Source organism: Grimontia sp. AD028, assembly GCF_000973155.1.
Classification (GTDB): domain Bacteria; phylum Pseudomonadota; class Gammaproteobacteria; order Enterobacterales; family Vibrionaceae; genus Enterovibrio; species Enterovibrio indicus.
This window is the reverse complement of the sequence record NZ_LASY01000020.1, coordinates 36,672-56,030: the sequence shown is the minus strand read 5'-3', so window position 1 is coordinate 56,030 and position 19,359 is coordinate 36,672. Positions and strand designations below refer to the sequence as shown.

At 50.2% G+C, this 19,359-nt stretch carries 14 protein-coding genes; 9 read left to right on the top strand and 5 right to left on the bottom strand.

Features of this window, described 5'->3' with window-relative positions; translation table 11 throughout:
• Positions 1-605 precede the first annotated feature (605 nt).
• The 6 genes from RN22_RS05385 (at position 606) to RN22_RS05360 (ending at position 7,894) form a co-directional block, all read left to right on the top strand.
• Positions 606-2,312, top strand: a complete 1,707-nt coding sequence (locus tag RN22_RS05385) for an ABC transporter ATP-binding protein (RefSeq protein ID WP_046303422.1) — start codon at positions 606-608, stop codon at positions 2,310-2,312.
• Positions 2,313-2,420: 108 nt separating this feature from the next.
• A complete protein-coding gene (locus RN22_RS05380) occupies positions 2,421-3,974 on the top strand; it encodes an ABC transporter substrate-binding protein (protein ID WP_046303421.1) in 1,554 nt (517 codons plus the stop codon).
• Between the two features lie 172 nt (positions 3,975-4,146).
• Entirely contained in the window at positions 4,147-5,124 is a 978-nt protein-coding gene (locus RN22_RS05375; RefSeq protein ID WP_046303420.1) for an ABC transporter permease, read from the top strand.
• An 11-nt stretch (positions 5,125-5,135) separates the two neighbouring features.
• Complete coding sequence (locus RN22_RS05370; protein ID WP_369700090.1) at positions 5,136-6,068, top strand: ABC transporter permease; 933 nt, start codon at positions 5,136-5,138, stop codon at positions 6,066-6,068.
• 115 nt (positions 6,069-6,183) lie between these two features.
• Positions 6,184-6,981, top strand: a complete 798-nt coding sequence (locus RN22_RS05365; RefSeq protein WP_046303418.1) for an SPOR domain-containing protein — start codon at positions 6,184-6,186, stop codon at positions 6,979-6,981.
• Between the two features lie 145 nt (positions 6,982-7,126).
• Complete coding sequence (locus tag RN22_RS05360) at positions 7,127-7,894, top strand: SPOR domain-containing protein (RefSeq protein ID WP_052737495.1); 768 nt, start codon at positions 7,127-7,129, stop codon at positions 7,892-7,894.
• A gap of 48 nt (positions 7,895-7,942) precedes the next feature.
• On the opposite strand, the gene RN22_RS05355 is transcribed toward RN22_RS05360, so the two are convergent.
• From RN22_RS05355 to RN22_RS05345, 3 genes are all read right to left on the bottom strand, one after another.
• Positions 7,943-9,724 (bottom strand): hypothetical protein, encoded by a 1,782-nt coding sequence (locus RN22_RS05355; protein ID WP_046303417.1) that lies wholly within the window; start codon positions 9,722-9,724, stop codon positions 7,943-7,945.
• 326 nt (positions 9,725-10,050) lie between these two features.
• Positions 10,051-11,406, bottom strand: a complete 1,356-nt coding sequence (gene gorA, locus RN22_RS05350; RefSeq protein ID WP_002535478.1) for a glutathione-disulfide reductase — start codon at positions 11,404-11,406, stop codon at positions 10,051-10,053.
• An 89-nt stretch (positions 11,407-11,495) separates the two neighbouring features.
• Entirely contained in the window at positions 11,496-12,335 is an 840-nt protein-coding gene (locus RN22_RS05345; RefSeq protein ID WP_046303416.1) for a 23S rRNA (adenine(2030)-N(6))-methyltransferase RlmJ, read from the bottom strand.
• 132 nt (positions 12,336-12,467) lie between these two features.
• On the opposite strand from RN22_RS05345, the gene prlC reads away from it, so the two are divergent.
• Positions 12,468-14,510, top strand: coding sequence for an oligopeptidase A (gene prlC, locus RN22_RS05340; protein WP_046303415.1), 2,043 nt, complete (start codon positions 12,468-12,470; stop codon positions 14,508-14,510).
• A gap of 67 nt (positions 14,511-14,577) precedes the next feature.
• Here the strand turns inward: prlC and gppA are convergent, their stop codons facing one another.
• A complete protein-coding gene (gppA, locus tag RN22_RS05335) occupies positions 14,578-16,059 on the bottom strand; it encodes a guanosine-5'-triphosphate,3'-diphosphate diphosphatase (protein WP_046303414.1) in 1,482 nt (493 codons plus the stop codon).
• Positions 16,060-16,083: 24 nt separating this feature from the next.
• Entirely contained in the window at positions 16,084-17,382 is a 1,299-nt protein-coding gene (gene rhlB, locus RN22_RS05330) for an ATP-dependent RNA helicase RhlB (RefSeq protein ID WP_156168172.1), read from the bottom strand.
• A 113-nt stretch (positions 17,383-17,495) separates the two neighbouring features.
• On the opposite strand from rhlB, the gene trxA reads away from it, so the two are divergent.
• Together trxA and rho are read left to right on the top strand one after the other, a co-directional pair.
• A complete protein-coding gene (gene trxA, locus RN22_RS05325) occupies positions 17,496-17,822 on the top strand; it encodes a thioredoxin TrxA (protein ID WP_002535469.1) in 327 nt (108 codons plus the stop codon).
• Between the two features lie 188 nt (positions 17,823-18,010).
• Entirely contained in the window at positions 18,011-19,276 is a 1,266-nt protein-coding gene (gene rho, locus RN22_RS05320; RefSeq protein WP_002535468.1) for a transcription termination factor Rho, read from the top strand.
• The last annotated feature ends 83 nt before the right edge of the window (positions 19,277-19,359 follow it).

Here is a 19,359-nt window from a genome sequence, read left to right as displayed (position 1 = left end):
GAATCCCTCTTCACCGACCACTTTCAGAGAAGCCCGCTCAATCGAGCGGGCTTTTTCGTATCTGCTTTCTATTACACTTTTAACTTCTTGGTTTGCTTGGTGTGGCGATCTGCTGGAGGTTAGTTAGCACTGCTTGCTACCGCGCCTTCCCTTGTAATCAGGACAATAAGCCGTCTTATTCTTGTCGACTAACGTTAAATACTGGCTCGGTGCCCTATTCTTTTTTGGGGTTTCTTCACACTCTTGATTTAAAAGTGAACGCTATTCATCATGGAAACACGTGAAATGTTACATTTTCTTAGTTATCAGATGCATAGCTAACCATATTAAACACTTTGATTACCGCCTCACATTTACCTGTTTGTCTTATCGGCAACTGCCCGTAAAACAAGGGTTAATACTCATACGGTTGTTTATCTGTTAATGCCTTTCTATTGAATATTTATTCGATAAATCTCGCTTCTTATGGCTGATAGTTTCATTATGTTGATTTCTCGTGAAACATTTGCCAGATTGTAATGCGCTTATTTAGCCTGTTTTGTTGATGTTAAACAGGGATTGTTTTCCGGCAGGCACGGAATTGTGCAGTACCAAGGGTCTGGTCAATGGCATTATTGGAAGTTAAAAACCTCCGTATCGAGTACCCCTCTCGTCACGGCGTATTTGCAGCAGTGAAAGATCTCTCCTTTTCTATCGAAAGAGGAGAGATAGTTGGCGTGGTTGGTGAGTCTGGTGCAGGGAAATCGACGGTAGGTAATGCCGTTATCGATTTATTGAGCCCTCCGGGTCGAGTAGCCAGTGGGGATGTGTTCCTTGATGGTGAGAAAATATCTGGTCTTGCGCCTGACCAAATCCGTCGTTACCGCGGCGCGAGAATTGGATTTATCTTCCAGGATCCGATGACGTCCCTCAACCCACTGTTCACTGTTGAGCAGCAGCTGGTTGAAACCATCACAGTTAACCTGAATGTTGGTGAAGAAGAAGCCAAAAAGCGCGCATTGGCGCTAATGGAACAGGTGGGTATTCCTGAAGCACATAACCGTATCAAACAGTACCCGCATCAATTCTCCGGTGGCATGCGTCAGCGTGTGGTGATTGCTATTGCACTGGCTGGTGAACCCGACCTTATTATTGCAGATGAACCGACAACAGCGCTGGATGTGTCGATTCAGGATCAGATCCTTAACCTTATCCGCACGCTATGTGTCGAAAAAAATGTGGGCTGTATGCTGGTGACCCACGACATGGGTGTGGTTTCCAATGTCACAGACAAAATTGCGGTGATGTACCGTGGTGATTTGGTAGAGTTTGGTGAAACCGCCAAAGTGCTCAACAACCCTGAACACCCCTATAGCCGCAGCCTGATTTCCGCTGTACCGCGTTCAGATATCAAACTCGATCGCTTTCCGCTCGTGAGTTACATCGAAGAGGCGGTGGAGATGAAGCCGCTGGATGTGAAAACCCATTGGCTGGGGCAAAGTCAGGACGAGCGTGAATACACAGGCTCTTTGCTGAGAGTCGAAAACGTAAACCTGCGTTTTGTCACCAAAGACTCCTTCTTTGAAAGTCGCCGAGAATACGTGCAGGCGTCGAATAATGTCAGTTTTGAAGTCCATGAGGGTGAAACATTTGGTCTGGTGGGTGAATCTGGTTCTGGAAAATCGACCATTGCCCGTGTGATTGCAGGTCTCTATCCGCCGAACTCGGGGAAGGTATGGTTTGAAGGTATCGATCTGACGTCGTTGAAAAGTGAAGCGCAACGCCGTCCGATGCGCCGCCAGATGCAGATGGTATTCCAGAACCCTTATTCTTCAATGAATCCGCGCATGAAAGTGCAGGACATCATTGCTGAGCCTATTCGTTTCCATAAGCTGGCAGATGAAAATCAGATCCGCCAAATCGTCGGCGATCTGCTCGATCACGTTGGGCTAGGCCGCGGGAGCGGTATCAAATATCCCCATGAATTCTCCGGTGGTCAGCGCCAGCGTATTTCTATTGCACGTGCATTGGCAACCCGTCCACGCCTTCTCATTTGTGATGAACCAACCTCCGCATTGGATGTGTCGGTACAGGCGCAAATCCTGAACCTTTTAAAAGATCTGCAGCAAGAGTTGAACCTGACCATGCTGTTCATCAGCCACGACTTGCCTGTTATCAGACAAATGTGTGACCGCATTGGTGTGATGCAAAAAGGCACCCTGCTCGAAGTGGCGCACACCGAAGCGTTGTTTAAGTCACCACAGCATGAATACAGCAAGCAGTTGATTTCTTTGATGCCTGAGTTCAAAGGCATGAGTGCAGTCGCAGGGTAAAAACGAATCCCACCATCGGCGAAAGGATGATGTTGTGTTCGCTGGTGGTTTCAATTTGCAATACACAACAAAACGGGAGCTAAGGCTCCCAGCATAAGGAGTCATGCAATGAAAACCTTCAAGAGTAAAATCGCGCTCGCGATGATGGCAGCGGGCCTGAGCTTTGCTGCGTCTGCAGCAGATATTACCGTTGCTTACGATGCCGACCCAGTGTCGCTGGACCCGCATGAGCAGCTTTCTGGCGGTACTCTTCAGTTGTCACATATGGTCTTCGACCCACTGGTGCGTTTTAACCAGTCAATGGAGTTTGAACCACGTCTGGCGGAATCTTGGGAGCGTGTAGACAACGAAACCATGCGCTTTAACCTGCGCAAAGGCGTGAAATTCCACTCTGGCAACGATATGACTGCTGATGATGTGGTTTGGACTTTCAACCGCCTGAAATCATCACCAGACTTCAAAGGTATTTTTGCACCGCTGGTTTCCCTGACCAAGGTTGATGACCACACAGTAGAAATCAAAACCGATGGCACATACCCGCTGATCGAAAACGTGGCGACCTACATTTTCCCGATGGACAGTAAGTTCTACACGGGCACCACTGCTGATGGTAAAGACAAAGCTGAGGTGGTGAAGCACGGTAACTCTTTCGCGTCGACCAACCTTTCTGGCACAGGGCCTTTTATTGTTAAATCCCGCGAGCAGGGCGTAAAAGTTGAATTCGAACGCTTTGCAGACTACTGGGACAAGGATTCTGGCGGTAACGTTGAGAACTTGACTCTGGTGCCAATCAAAGAAGATGCAACCCGCGTAGCAGCAATGCTGTCTGGCGATGTTGATATGATTGCGCCGGTTTCACCGAACGATTACAAGCGCATCGAGAACGCGAAAGGTGTGGATCTCTACACCATGCCAGGTACCCGCATCATTACCTTCCAAATGAACCAAAATAGCAACCCAGCTCTGAAAGATGCGCGTGTGCGTCAGGCTATTGTTTACGCGGTCAACAATGAAGGTATCGCGAAGAAGGTCATGAAAGGCGCAGCGACAGCGTCTGCACAGCAAAGCCCTCCAGGCTATGCCGGTTACAACGAGAGCCTGAAGCCGCGTTATGATCTGAAAAAAGCGAAGCAGCTGATGGAAGAAGCAGGCTATGGTGACGGCTTCAAGCTGACCATGATGGCGCCAAATAACCGCTACGTGAACGATGACAAGATTGCGCAGGCCACTGCTGCAATGCTGTCAAAAATCGGTATCGACGTTGACCTGAAAACCATGCCAAAAGCGCAATACTGGCCTGAGTTCGACAAGTGTGCGGCTGACATGCTGATGATCGGTTGGCACCCGGATACTGAAGATTCTGCGAACTTCACTGAGTTCCTGGCGATGACCCGTAATGCTGACACTGGTAAAGGCCAGTACAACTGTGGTCACTACAGCAACTCTGAAGTGGATAAGCTGGTTAACGAAGCGAACAAAGAAACTGACCTGACCAAGCGTAATGCGATGCTGAAGAAAGTAGAGGAAATCCTCTACAACGAAGCGGCGTTCGTTCCTCTGCACTGGCAAGATCCTTCCTGGGCAGCGAAAGAGAACGTAGAAATTGGTCCAATCGTGAACGGGATGAACTTCCCTTACTTCGGTGACCTGGTCGTTAAGTAACGAGCGACTGCTTTTCCGCCGGAGAGCCCTTATTTCCGGCGGAGACGAAACAACGTAAAACGGAAACGGCCGTCATGACCACCCGTGGAATGTCCGGCCGTTTCTTTCAGTAGGAAGTCTCTACTGAAAGATTCAAAAGCAAAAATCTTCAAGGAAAGTGAAGGGGCTAGGAATGTTTACCTTTCTCGTCAAGCGCCTAATTCAGGCGGTGATAGTGATGTTTGTGATCAGTCTGGTGGCGTTCGCCATTCAGGACAACCTTGGCGATCCGTTGCGTGAAATGGTGGGTCAGTCTGTATCAGAGTCAGAAAGACAAGCCCTGCGTGATGAGCTTGGATTGAACGACCCTTTCATCGAAAAGTACTCACGCTTTGTGGGCAATGCGCTGCAAGGTGACTTGGGTACCTCTTATTTCTTCAAACGCCCGGCAGTTGACGTCATCCTCGATAAACTTGTGGCTACGTTAGAGCTAGTGATCGGGGCGACCATTATTATTGTTGTCTTCTCTATTCCGCTCGGGGTTTACTCTGCCATTCACCCAAATAGCGTCTTCACCAAAATTATTATGGCAGGAAGCAGTATCGGTATCTCGATTCCTGTGTTCCTGACTGCCATTATGTTGATGTATATCTTCTCCATTGAGCTTGGCTGGCTTCCTTCATTTGGCCGTGGTGATACGGTCAATGTGTTCGGCTGGGAGACCGGTTTCCTCTCACTGGATGGTCTTTCGCATCTGATCCTGCCAAGTATCGCTCTGTCATCTATCATGCTGCCGTTGTTTATCCGCCTGGTTCGCTCTGAAATGCTGGAAGCGTTGAGCACTGAATACGTCAAATTTGCCCGTGCCAAAGGCTTGCCAGAAAGAACGGTGCAGTACAAACATGCTCTGAAAAACACCATGCTGCCAGTCGTGACGGTCGGTGGTGTGCAGATAGGTACCATGGTGGCTTACACCATTTTGACGGAAAAAGTCTTCCAGTGGCCAGGTACCGGCTTTCTGTTCCTCGAAGCTATCAACCGTGTGGATACGCCACTTATCACAGCGTATGTCATTTTTGTCGGTTTGCTGTTTGTGGTCACCAATACCCTAGTGGACTTGTTGTACGGCCTGATTAACCCAACGGTTAACCTGACAGGTAAGGGGGCATAATCATGACCAATATGAATACCAAAACGCCTTCTCGCTGGCAGCAGTTTCTGGACTCGGACTTTTTCTATTTCTTCAAACGCGACAAAGTGGCGATGTTTAGCTTCGCCGTGTTCTTGTCGTTTGTGCTGGCCGCGATTTTTGCACCCTTGATTTCGCCAAGTGACCCTTACGATTTAGCGTCCATCGATATCATGGACTCCGAGCTTCCTCCGACCTGGATGGAGTGGGGCGATGAGCGCTTCTTGCTGGGTACTGATAATCAGGGACGGGATATTCTCTCGACCATTCTTTACGGTCTGCGCATCTCACTGATGATTGGTCTGGGCGCGGTGGCACTTCAGCTGTTACTTGGCATAGTTATCGGTTTGAGTGCTGGCTACTTTGGCGGTCGTATTGATAGCTTCCTGATGCGTATCGCTGACGTTCAGCTTTCTTTCTCCACCATGATGGTGGCGATCATCGTGTCGGCAATTTTCAAAGCCAGCTTTGGCAGCGACTTCTACAGTGAGTACGCGATTTTAATGCTGGTGGTGATTATCGGTATTGCAGAGTGGCCGCAGTATGCCCGTACAGTGCGCGCCTCCGTATTGGCTGAAAAGAAAAAAGAGTATGTGGAAGCAGCGCAGGTGATGGGCTTCAAAGCGCCTCGCATCATGTTCCGGCATATTCTGCCCAACTGTCTGTCGCCAATCTTGGTGATTTGTACCGTGCAGGTAGCCAACGCCATCATGTCAGAGGCGGCGCTTTCCTTCCTTGGTTTGGGGATGCCAGTTGATAAGCCTTCGCTTGGCTCACTGATCAGTATCGGCTTCACTTATATCTTCTCTGGCGCATGGTGGATCACTGCATTCCCTGGCATTGTGCTCGTCACCTTGGTGCTGGTGATCAACCTTCTGGGTGACTGGCTGCGCGATGTCTTCAACCCCAAAATTTACAAAGGTTAATGAATAAAGACAGGGCAGCATCACGCTGCCCTTTCTGTTATTCACTCGTTATTTCGCCAATTTCGCGCTAGGCTAACTGTCTGAACAATAAAACTTCGTGGCGGTATCGAGTTCAATGCTCTCAAGACTTTTCAGCATTCTAGCTATCTCATTACTTTGCGTATTTTCCTTCGCTTCGGCACAGGCAGCTGAAGCTTGCGAGTCCGTAGAAAAAGATGGATGGCAAGTCGTGGAGCAAAGCTGCAAAGTGGGGGCTGGGCTTTGGTCAAAACGTCCTATAAAAAACGAAGGTCGGTTCTGGGTGCAATGTGGCGTGGTCAGCCAGTTACCTAAGCCTTGGTTTAAGAAAGAAGTTGAAGCTGTGCTTATGCAGGACAAACTGGTATTTCGCCAGGAAGGCAATCAATACCGCTGTCTGGTTGGGCCGTTTGAACGCTACTCGGAAGCAGAAATTGTTAAGGATGTCATGAAGCAGCGCAAAGTGTTCGCTTCAGCTTTTATCCGCGATATATCTCAGCCCGAGAAGGCAACAAAGCTCAGCCAGTCCTCCAAGCCAAAGAAAACGGCGGTCGTAAAGGCTTCGAAGCCAGCGAAGACAGAACGTCGATACATTGATGTCGGGTCGTTGAAAAGCCCGAAGCCAGAACTTAATGAACCGCGCTACAGTGCCAAACAAAACGTCTGGTGGCGTGCCACGTTGAGGGAAGCCAATCAAGCTTGTCGGCAAGATGGTATGAAGTTGGTATCTGAATCGACATTGAAAACCCTGTCATCCACGCCGGATTGGAAAAGTACCTATCCAAGCAGACTGCCTTACTGGGTGGCAGAAATGCGCGCCTTCGACGTCGTGATGGGACTTTCCATGCCGCTTTCACTTGAATCAGCGTTACTGGTGCTTTGTGAGCCTCAGTGAGGCAATGGTGCTGGGCTTCGGTCAGAGTTGTGAATTCTGCTGTAGAAACAAACGTTAAATCCCTCCTCGTCGCCTGCCGCTTTTAAAATAGCTCCGAAGAAGGCACGCGTTTTTCGTTGTACGGCAGTAAAAAGGCAAATCATTCATGCACTCCCGCAGTCTCCCTGTTTTGATGCTAGCTCTCTCAAGTATCCTTATTTTACTGAGCACTTCTGCGTTTGCTTCTGAGGATCTTGATGCTCGCTGCAAAGGTGAAAAATCGTCTGAGGGCTACTCTGTTGTGGGCGAAAGCTGTCCTATTGGCGAAGGGTTATGGGGGAGAAAGCCAGCTAAGAATGGCGCGTTTTGGGTGCAATGTGGCATTTATGCGGAACTACCTGCTCAGAGCGAGACCATCAATGGTGCGCTCTACCGAAAAGAGGAACGCCAGTATCGATGTTTAGCAGGGCCTTTTGATTCTTTTGGCGAAGCGATTGAAATGCGAAACGGCTTGCGAACCCAAGCTGAAACCGCTGATGCCTTTATCCGTCAGGTGGGTTATCAGCCAAGCGTGAAAAAAACAGTATTGAAGACAACGTCGGCTTCCGTAAAGAAGGGGCCAATCAGGCATCAGGAACAGGTTTTAGGGTTTTGGGCACCCAAACCCACGGGCATGGATACACGATACACCATTAACCGCCGTGACTGGTGGCGGGCAACGTATCAGGAAGCCAACAATGCCTGCCGCAAGAGCGGCAAAAAACTGGTGTCAGAAAGGAGCCTGAGAAAGGCGATATCAACATCGCATGGTGCAAAAGCACTGCCAGATCTTTATCCCTACTGGCTCAGTAACGGGCAGGTCTACGACATCAAACTGGATATGTCATTTGTGGCAATATCTGACACGCTGACATTGAATGTGTTGTGTGAGTGATAGGGAGAAAAAAGCGGCCGGATGGCCGCTTTTTTGCGTAAATTGACCTCAATTAGCAATTTTGCGCAATGTCTCTGTCGCAATTTTGTTTCCGTTATCATCAAGTGTGAAACGGTAGAATAGGCCTTGGTCCCAGTTTTTACCTGCAGGAATGTAGCTGAAGCGGTTGATCTTGAAGTTGTCTTCCACGTCATCTGCTTCGCGATCGTTCCAACGAATCGTCGAGTTAAGCTGGTCTAGTGTTGCTTTCGACGCACCAGCTTCATTCGTACCAAACCACCAGTAGTCGATACTCGCCAATTCAGCGTAAGAGTACACGTCTTCTTCATACTGGCTGATGTAACAGCCATCTTGGTTGGTGCTCAGTTCCTCACCAGACATGCTCAAACCCACCTCAGTGAAGGTAAAGGTTGCTTTTGCGACCATCTCTGGACAAACAGGGTTAAGCGCGGTTGCTTCCCAGGTACCAATAAAGTCGACGTAGCGGTCTACTCCCGGCTTTTCAACTGGATAAGTGAAACTGATGCTTTCAACAGCTCGACCTAAGTGGTTTCCGTTCAGGTATTCTTTTGTACGCGTTTCGGTGTAAACATCAGTGATAGGGTCATAAGAGCCGACAAGTGTTTCCTTCTGCATTGCAGAACCATCCTGTGCGTCAGAATCATCACGTGTAAGCTCTTGATAACGGGTCAGTGCTTTTTCACTGCAATTGGCGTTCGCCATACATTCGTACATGTTACCCATTTCAGCAACGCCATCCCAAGAGTGGGCAATGTCTTCAGTAATAGTGCTTTCTGGATCCACTAGCTCATAATCATAGTGGTAGAGAACGTCGTCCCACTCAGGCTTTGGATAGTCGGTGTCACCATTACATGCTGGGAGTTCATTTCCGTTTTCTTCTACCCAGCTAAACTCGCCATCGTTAGCAATACAGTTCAAATAAGTTAGGGCGTAGTCACTGCTGATGGAGCCGTCATTAGAGCCTGCGCGCTCAATGAACTTATCACTCTGAAGAGTAAAGATAGAGGATGCTGGCGCGTTCGTTTTTTCGAATACGTTGTTACCAAACGAACGGTCAGCGTGAATAACCAGTTGGTTATCGTATGCGTTTGTATTTGGTTGAACTATGCGTTGCGTCGCGCTGCGTTGTACAAAAGTCCAGTTAGAGCCTTTTGCCCAGTGTGTCAAAATGGTGTCGGAGCCACGCTCCAAGCCAGCTAGCGAATTCTTAAGGTGTTCTTTCGCGGTCTCTTCGGTAACCAGTTCGTTAATCGTCATTTGTAGAGCGATTAACAATGGTTCGACGGTTTCTTCTAAACGATCCAGTTCAATAGCCATCAGTGCTTCAATGAGGTTTGAATCTTCGGCAGCATCTTGAATTTCAGTAGGGATGCGGATCAGCGTGTCATCAGCATTTTCGTTGATAGTCAGCAGCAAGCGAACCAAAGAGATGACGCGGTCTTGCGTGCCCAATACTTCGTAAGGCGTGCTGATATCACGACCTGAAACGCTACCCAGTACCAGACCACCATATTGGTTACCCAGCACAAATTTCACACGAGGGCTGCCTTCAAGAATATCGTATGCGCCAGTCTCGTCTGTCAGGTGACCTTCGTCATTCGCCAAGTCGCCCTGAACGTAGTACAAGCCTTCTACTTGGGCATCGATGAATCGACCGCTTTCAGGAACTGCGATAGTTGGCTTTTTTGCTAGTTCAGTAGAAGTACCGCCTGTTGAGCCGCCGCCAGTAATTGGTGCTGAATCATCACTACCACAACCCGCCAGAATCAAAGCAACTGATGCTGCTAACACAGAAGTTTTAAAGTTCATCTCTCACCCGGAATGAATAAATATATGAATAGATACTTAGATAAATTGACCAGTCGCACTCAGCGTTCTGGAATGAAGGTCTAATTATTTGAAAGAGACAGAAAGCTCAATAGACCTTCTTTTTGTGAGAGTTTTATCTGAGAGATTTTAACAGGCGAGATATTGTATTGTGATCTAGCGCACGGTGTATTTGAGGTCAGGCAAATTGGCTACAAGTCTCGTGATGAGATAGTTGGCGGAGTGTTAGGGAGTGCTTTGACTATTTATCTGATTTGGGAGCATAAAAAAGCCCCGCAAGTGCGAGGCTCTTTTTAATCGCTTGGCGATCAACGCATGGTAACAAACTCTTCTGAGCCTGTTGGGTGGATCGCGACTACGCTGTCGAAATCTGCTTTGGTGGCGCCCATCTTCATCGCAACGCCAAAGCCTTGAATCATCTCATCCACGGTGTAGCCGATGCCGTGCAGACCTACGACTTTCTCGTCATCTCCCGCACATACCAGCTTCATTTTGCATGGCTGACGGTGTTGGGTGACGGCGGTGTACATGGCGGTGAAGCTGGAGGTGTAAACCTTCACATTCTCTTCGCCGTACTGCGCTTTTGCTTCGCCTTCAGTCAGGCCGATAGTGCCGATGGGTGGGTGGCTGAACACCACGGTTGGGATCAGCTCGTAGTCCATCTTGGCGTCTGCTTTGCCATTGAACAGGCGCTCTGACAGTTGACGACCTGCTTTAACCGCGACTGGCGTCAGCTCGACGCCGCCTTCCATGATGTCACCCACACAGTAGATGCCAGAAACATTGGTGTTCTGGAACTCATCCACTTTGATGTAACCACGGTCATTGGTTTCAACACCTGCTGCAGCCAGATTGATTTTCTCTGTGACTGGATGACGGCCGATTGCCCAGATCAGCAGATCCGTGTTGTGGGTCTCACCGCTTTCAAAATGCAAGGTCAGTGAACCGTCAGACTCTTTCACCACTTCTTTCGGAATCGAGTGGGTATGAAGCGCTGGGCCTTCTTTTTCCATCACTTCAACGATGGTATCGATGATCATCGGGTCGAAGCTGCGGAGTGGAGACTCTTTACGCACAAAGAGGTGTGTTTCAGTGCCCAGTGCATTCAATACGCCGGCGATTTCGACTGCGATGTAGCCTGCACCAACTACAGCAACGCGTTTTGGTTGCTCATTCAGCTCAAAGAAGCCGTTTGAATCGATACCATGTTCCGCACCTGGAATGTTTGGAATGGTTGGTGCGCCACCGACAGCAATCAAGATGTTGTCAGCGGTATAGTGCTCGCCATTTACTTCAACCGTTTTAGCATCAACAAACTTGCCGAAGCCTTCAATCACTTCGATTTTGTTCTTGCCCAGCACGTTTTCATAAGAGGTGTGGATGCGGCCAATGTAGGCTTCACGGTTTTCTACCAGCTTGTCCCAGCTGAATTTGTTCAGTGTGGTGTCAAAGCCGTAGTCAGGGCCGTACATTTTGATGGCTTCTGCGATTTGCGCGCCGTGCCACATCACCTTTTTCGGTACACAGCCTACGTTTACGCAGGTGCCGCCGAGGTGTTGCGCTTCGATCAACGCGACTTTTGCACCGTACATCGCGGCACGGTTTGCAGAGGCGATACCGCCACTGCCGCCGCCGATACAAATATAATCAAAATGCTTGGCCATGAGTTTCTCCGTTTGGTTATTCTTAAATCCCGTTGAGCGGGGAAGCATTAGCATCCCCTGATAATATCAGACCTTTCAAGATCCGTATGTTATTCAGGCACTACCCATTGTACTAATTGGTGGCCTGTCTCGGGTGCAATTTTACTTTGCAGCCAAGGTAGAATTTCTTTCATCTGTGCTTCCATCGTCCATGGCGGATTAATCACAATCATGCCGGACGCTGTCATGCCGCGCTCTTCACTGTCTTCCGCTACACCCAGTTCGATTTGCAGGATTTTGCGGATGCCGAGCTTTTCCAGACCTTTGGTAATGAGGTCGATATTTTTGCGGTAAACCACCGGATACCAAATCGCATAGGTGCCGGTTGCCCAGCGCTTCACGCTCTCATCAATCGCATCTACCACGTCCTGATATTCGTGCTTGAGCTCGTAAGGTGGGTCTATCAACACCACTCCGCGTCGCTCTTTGGGTGGCAAGCTGGCTTTAAGACGTGCGTATCCGTCTTCCTTGTACATTTTTACTTGGCGGTCACCGCGAAACTCCTGAAGCAGGAGAGGGAAGTCGCTAGGGTGAAGCTCTGTGAAAATAGCGCGATCTTGCTCGCGCAGCAGGCTGCGGCCGACTTTCGGTGAGCCTGGGTAGTAACGCAGTTTGTTGCCTTGGTTCAGTGCACGAATAGTATCAAGGTAAGGTTTGATCGCTTCAGGTGCATCGTTGCACTCCCAAATCAAGCCAATGCCTTCTTTGTATTCACCGGTTTTCTCAGCGCGCTCGTCAGATAAATCGTAGCGACCCGCACCGCTATGGGTGTCATGGTAGACAAAGGCTTTGTCTTTTTGCTTGAGCGATTCAATGATGAGGCTTTGAACTATGTGTTTGAGCACATCAGCATGGTTGCCAGCATGGAAGCTGTGGCGGTAACTGAGCATGTCGATATCCGGTGAAAATAGAAAAGTGTCGAGCATTATCGCTTATTGGAGGGATGGATCCAGCCTCAGCATTGAAAAGCCGCTTAATTGCCTTCATAAATACTAAGACTGAATATTATGAAGGAACTCATTATGTCCAACCCGCTGCTGTCGTTTAACGATTTGCCTCCTTTTTCTCAAATCAAACCTGAGCACGTGCAACCTGCCGTCGAGCAGGCAATTGCTGATTGCCGCGCTGCGATTGAAGCGGTTTTGGAAAACAACACAGATCCAAGCTGGGACAACATCTGTGCAGCACTGGCAGAAAGCGACGACAGACTAAGTCGCATTTGGTCACCGATAGGCCATATGAATGCGGTGGTGAACAGTCAGGAATTACGAGAGGCGTATGAAGCCTGCCTTCCTATGTTGTCTGACTACTCGACCTGGGTTGGACAGCACAAGCCGCTTTATGATGCTTACAAGGCGATCAAAGCGCGTGATGATTTTGACTCCCTGACGCCAGCTCAACAAAAGACCATCACAGACTCTCTGCGCGATTTCGAGCTTTCCGGTATTGCACTGCCGCCTAAAGAGCAGCACCGCTTTGGTGAGATCAGCAAGCGATTGTCTGAGCTGTCGTCGACTTTCTCGAACAATGTGCTCGACGCCACCATGGGTTGGTCCAAGCATGTGACCGACGAAAACGCGCTGGTGGGCATGCCTGAATCCGCGCTTGCTGCAGCTAAAGCGCAGGCAGAAAGCAAAGAGCTTGAAGGCTATGTGCTGACGTTGGACATTCCGTCTTACCTGCCAGTCATGACGTACTGTGACAACCGTGAGCTTCGCGCAGAAATGTACGAGGCGTACACCACCCGCGCATCTGACCGTGGTCCAAATGCAGGCAAGTGGGACAACACCGACCTCATCAATGAAACCCTGCTGCTGAAAAGTGAGATTTCCCGTCTGCTGGGCTTTGCAACCTACAGTGAACTGTCGCTGGCAACCAAAATGGCGGCGTCTACCGATCAGGTACTGACCTTCCTGAACGAGCTGGTGGAAAAAGCGCGCCCGCAGGGCTTAAAAGAATTCGATACCCTCAAGCAATTCGCCAAAGACAATTTCGGTGTGGAAACGCTTGAGCCTTGGGATGTGGGTTACTACGCCGAGAAGCTTAAGCAGCATCAATACAGCATTTCTGATGAAGAGCTGCGTCCGTACTTCCCAGAAGACAAAGTGGTTGCTGGTCTTTTCGAAGTGCTGAAACGTGTGTTCGGCATGGACGTTAAACGTCGTGACGGCGTGGACGTGTGGCATGAGTCCGTGTCTTTCTACGATATCTTCGATGCGAAAGGCGAACTGCGTGGCAGCTTCTACCTTGATCTTTACGCCCGTGAACACAAACGTGGCGGCGCTTGGATGGACGAATGCCGAGTGCGTCGTGTGACCGAATCTGGTGAGCTGCAAAGCCCGGTCGCTTACCTGACCTGTAACTTCAACAAGCCAATCGGTGGTAAACCCGCGCTGTTTACCCATGATGAAGTGGTGACGCTGTTCCACGAGTTCGGCCATGGTATCCACCACATGCTGACCAAGGTTGATGTGTCGTCGGTATCCGGTATCAACGGTGTGCCATGGGATGCGGTTGAGTTGCCAAGTCAGTTCCTCGAAAACTGGTGCTGGGAAGAAGATGCGCTGGCGTTTATCTCCGGCCACTATGAGACCGGCGAGCCACTACCAAAAGAGATGCTGGACAAAATGCTGGCGGCGAAGAACTACAACTCTGCCATGGGCATGTTGCGCCAGTTGGAGTTTGGCTTGTTCGACTTCACCCTGTTTACCCGTTTCGACGCGGAAGAAGGGGCGAAAGTGTTAGAAACGCTGGCAGAAGTGAAGAGCCAGGTCGCGGTTGTGCCTTCTCCAGACTGGAACCGATTCCCACACTCGTTCAGCCACATCTTTGCGGGTGGTTACAGTGCGGGTTACTACAGCTATCTGTGGGCGGAAGTGCTGTCTTCAGACGCGTTCAGCCGCTTTGAAGAAGAGGGTATCTTCAACACTGAAACCGGCCAGTCGTTCCTTGAGAACATTCTTGAGCGCGGCGGCAGTGAAGAGCCAATGGAGCTGTTCAAACGCTTCCGTGGTCGCGAGCCATCACCGGATGCGCTGCTGCGCCACAGCGGGATTGGCGTTTAACTCGCCATTATCAACCCAAAAAGAAAAAGCACGGTCTTGACCGTGCTTTTTTGTGCCTTCGATTGACTTACGCTATGGTCAACGGCCAGTGGTTATCGCTCTGGCGCTCTGCTTCAAGCGTCAACTCAGTCGCCATCAGCACATTTGCGTTCAGCCAGTTATCAGGCATCGTCAGTTCGAGCGAGTCGCCGTTTGCTTTCAGCGTAACAGCAGGAATCGCTTTACTGTCTCGGCGGTGACAGAGCAGTACCGCTATGCGTAAAAGACGCAGCAGGCGGTTAGCGCTGTTGGGTGAAATCGCACTTTGCGGCGCAATCGGAACCAGTTGCTCGCGGTAGTGGCGCAGCATTTCAGCCAGCAGTTTTTTCTGCGCGCGGGTAAAGCCGGGTAGGTCGAGGCTATCGAGCAGGTAAGCGGCATGCTCACCGTCTTTTTTAAAGCCTATGCTCATTCCGATTTCATGTAGCTTCGCAGCAGCATCAAGCATCACGGGAGCGACAGGCTCTGCAATCCAGCCTTCACCGCATTGTTGCAGCAGGCTTTGCGCTGTCTTCGCGACGTTGTCTGCGTGGATGTCGTCCAGTTGATAGCGAGACTGTATGCTCTGGATGGTACGCTTTCGGATGTCCTGTTCGGACATTGTATCCATCATTCCATACACCAAGCCTTCGCGCAGTGCGCCACCTGCCAGCGTCATTGACTCGATACCTAAATCCTCAAATATCGCAATCAGGATAGAGAGACCGCTTGGGAATACCAAAGCACGCTCTAACGTCAGGCCGTCGATATCGAGCTCTTCTACCTGTCCAAAGCCAATTGCCTGTTTGCGAAGGCGCTGGAGTTTCGCCAGGGTGATGGTTTCGTCCATACCTTGCGCCACCATGATCTCCTGCAAGGCCTGCACGGTGCCGCTGGCACCGACACAGACATCCCAACCGAGTTCGCGATAGCGTTTGACGATAGGGGAAAGCACCGCTTTTGCGCCTTCAATGGCGGAGTCGAAACTCTTTTCGGTGAGTGAGCGATCTTTGAAGTGCTTTTCCAGCCAGGTCACGCAACCCATATCCAGACTGGTCAATGCCGCAGCATCAAAGCCTTCGCCGATAATCACTTCGGTACTGGCGCCACCGATATCGACCACCAGACGCTTACCTTTACCACCCGAGGTGTGTGCCACGCCCTGATAGATGGTACAGGCTTCTTCTTCACCTGTGATCACATTGATGGAGTGGCCAAGAATTTGGTTGGCACGCTTGATAAACACATCGGCGTTTTTGGCGCTGCGAAGGGCAGCGGTAGCGACGATACGGATGTTGTCTGAAGGAATGTCCTGAAGGCGCTCAGCGAACAATGAAAGGCAATCCCAGCCGCGCTGCATGGCTTCGTCACTGAGATTCAAATTGCTGTCGAGGCCGGAGGCCAGGCGTACTTTACGTTTAATTTTTGCCAACGTTTGTACGCTGCCTTGAACTTCACGCACAACCAGCATGTGGAAGCTGTTTGAACCGAGGTCAATGGCAGCGTACAGGGGCGAACGCGCGTTTTCCATGCTCTGTGGTTACCCCTGATAGATTTACGCTTTGTTGGTCGACGGGCGACGACGGCCGCGGCCACGTGATTGTGAGCCGGATTTGCCGGAGGTGTTACGGCGGCTGTTTACCTGACGTGGGCGATGTACCTTGATAGGTGCAGGCAGGTCAGTCAGCAGGGCGTCTTCATTGTATTCAGATACCGGAATGGCGTGATCGATGTATTCTTCGATCGCTGGCAGGTTCACGGCATATTCTTCACACGCGAAGCTGATAGACGCACCACTTGCACCCGCACGACCGGTACGGCCGATACGGTGAACGTAATCTTCACAGTCATCTGGCAGGTCATAGTTGAATACGTGGGTTACCTGAGGAATGTGCAGACCACGTGCAGCAACATCGGTTGCAACCAGAATGTCTACATTGCCTTTGGTGAACTCTTCCAGAATCTTAACGCGTTTCTTCTGAGGAACATCGCCAGTCAGCAGGCCTGCACGCAGGTCGTCAGCTGCCAGGTGACCCCAGATGTCTTCACAGCGATGCTTGGTGTTTGCAAACACGATCGCACGCTCCGGCCACTCTTCCTCAATCAAGGTTTGCAGCAGGCGCATCTTGTCGGTGTTCGACGGGTAGAACAGTTCTTCCTTAATGCGGTGACCGGTCTTTTGCTCTGGCTCAACCACAACATGCTCTGGGTTGGTCATGTGCTCAAACGCCAGTTCCTGCACGCGGTAAGAAAGGGTCGCGGAGAACAGCATGTTCAGACGGTCTGCCGGTGCTGGCATACGACGGAACAGGAAGCGGATATCTTTGATAAAGCCCAGATCGAACATACGGTCTGCTTCATCAAGCACAACAGCTTGAATGCCGCTCAGGTCAATCACGCGCTGTTTGTAGAAATCGATAATACGGCCACAGGTACCGATCAGGATATCAACGCCGCCTTCCAGTACTTCTTTTTGCTTCTCATAAGCTTCGCCACCGTAGGCAAGACCCGCAGTCAGAGAGGTTGAAGCCAGCAGCGGAGCAGCATCGTTATAGATCTGGATCGCAAGTTCGCGCGTTGGTGCCATGATGATAGCGCGCGGACAGTTTTTCTTGCGGTCGGCAGGTGCCTCCGTTGTCAGCAAATGGTGGAAAGTCGCAGTCAGGAATGCCATCGTCTTACCTGTGCCCGTCTGGGCCTGTCCTGCAATGTCTTGGCCGGTGAGCAGGACCGGCAATGCCAGAGCCTGGATAGGGGTACAATTATGAAACCCTTTTTCTTCCAAACCCTTGATAACATCGGCGTGAAGACCGAAGTCGGCAAATTTCTGCTCTGTGAGATGCGTCATTTTCATCCGCATAGAATATCAGCTTAGGCTTGCAATACGATAGTGAATACATTCAAATAGTGCGATGATTTACTGGTTGGTATATCACCAGTGACAAAAAATAATCATTGGAGTGAAAGATGAGCGACAAGATTTTGCAGCTGACCGACGACAGCTTCGACGCAGATGTTATCAATGCTGCAGGCCCTGTACTGGTTGATTTTTGGGCAGAGTGGTGTGGTCCTTGTAAGATGATCGCCCCGATTCTTGACGAGATCGCTGAAGAATACGAAGGGAAAGTCACTATTGGTAAACTGAATATCGACCAGAACGCAGGTACACCACCTAAGTTCGGTATCCGTGGTATTCCAACGCTGCTGCTGTTCAAAGACGGTGGCGTGGCGGCAACTAAGGTTGGCGCACTGTCTAAAACTCAACTGAAAGAGTTCTTGGACGCAAACCTGTAATGTGACAGAGAAGCCGTGACCATCCCCGGGCACGGCTTAATTCTTTCCGCCAGCTAGACAGCTTTCCAATCTGGTGCTAACTTATTGCACGTAAATTGTACATTTCTGTTCATTCCTCGATCACACCCTTGATCGCTAAACCCTAACTAACTCAGACCTCAAATTTGACTGACAAGACACCTACCACTATGAATCTTACCGAACTGAAGAATCAGGCCGTTTCTGAGCTTGTAGCCTTGGGCGAAAGCATGGGCCTTGAGAACCTTGCCCGCCTCCGTAAACAAGACATCATCTTTGCCATCCTTAAGCAGCACGCGAAAAGCGGCGAAGATATCTTTGGTAACGGTGTGCTGGAAATTCTTCAGGACGGTTTCGGCTTCCTGCGCAGCGCAGACAGTTCTTACCTGGCAGGCCCGGATGACATCTACGTGTCGCCAAGCCAGATTCGCCGTTTCAACCTGCGTACCGGTGACACCATTTCAGGCAAAATTCGTCCACCGAAAGACGGTGAGCGTTACTTCGCACTGTTGAAAGTGAACGAAGTTAACCACGACAAGCCTGACAATGCGCGTAACAAGATCCTGTTTGAAAACCTGACCCCACTGCACGCCAACGAGCGTATGGTGATGGAGCGCGGTAACGGTTCAACCGAAGACATCACAGCACGTGTGCTGGATCTGGCATCGCCAATCGGTAAAGGTCAGCGTGGTCTGATTGTGGCACCGCCAAAAGCGGGTAAAACCATGCTGCTGCAAAATATTGCGCAGAGCATTGCCTACAATCACCCTGAGTGTGAGCTGATGGTACTTCTTATCGACGAACGTCCGGAAGAAGTGACCGAGATGCAGCGCCTGGTTAAAGGTGAAGTGGTTGCCTCAACCTTCGACGAGCCAGCAAGCCGTCACGTACAGGTTGCTGAGATGGTGATCGAGAAAGCCAAGCGTCTGGTTGAGCATAAGAAAGACGTGGTTATCCTGCTGGATTCCATCACCCGTCTGGCACGTGCATACAACACCGTGGTACCAAGCTCAGGCAAAGTACTGACCGGTGGTGTGGACGCCAACGCACTGCACCGTCCGAAGCGTTTCTTCGGTGCGGCACGTAACGTAGAAGAAGGTGGCAGCCTGACTATCATCGCGACGGCACTGGTTGATACCGGTTCTAAGATGGATGAAGTTATCTACGAAGAATTTAAAGGTACAGGTAACATGGAACTGCACCTGTCCCGTAAGATTGCGGAGAAGCGTGTCTTCCCTGCTATCGACTTCACCCGTTCAGGTACCCGTCGCGAAGAGTTGCTGACCAAGCCTGACGAACTTCAGAAGATGTGGATCCTGCGTAAGATTGTTCACCCAATGGGCGAAATCGAAGGCATGGAGTTCCTGATCGACAAGTTGGCAATGACCAAAACCAACGACGAGTTCTTCGAAGCCATGCGTCGTCAGAAGTCGTAAGCGTTTCAAATTGATAAAAAAGCACCGCCAATGCGGTGCTTTTTTATTAGGCTGACAAACGGATTGTTCTCTAATTACAATCT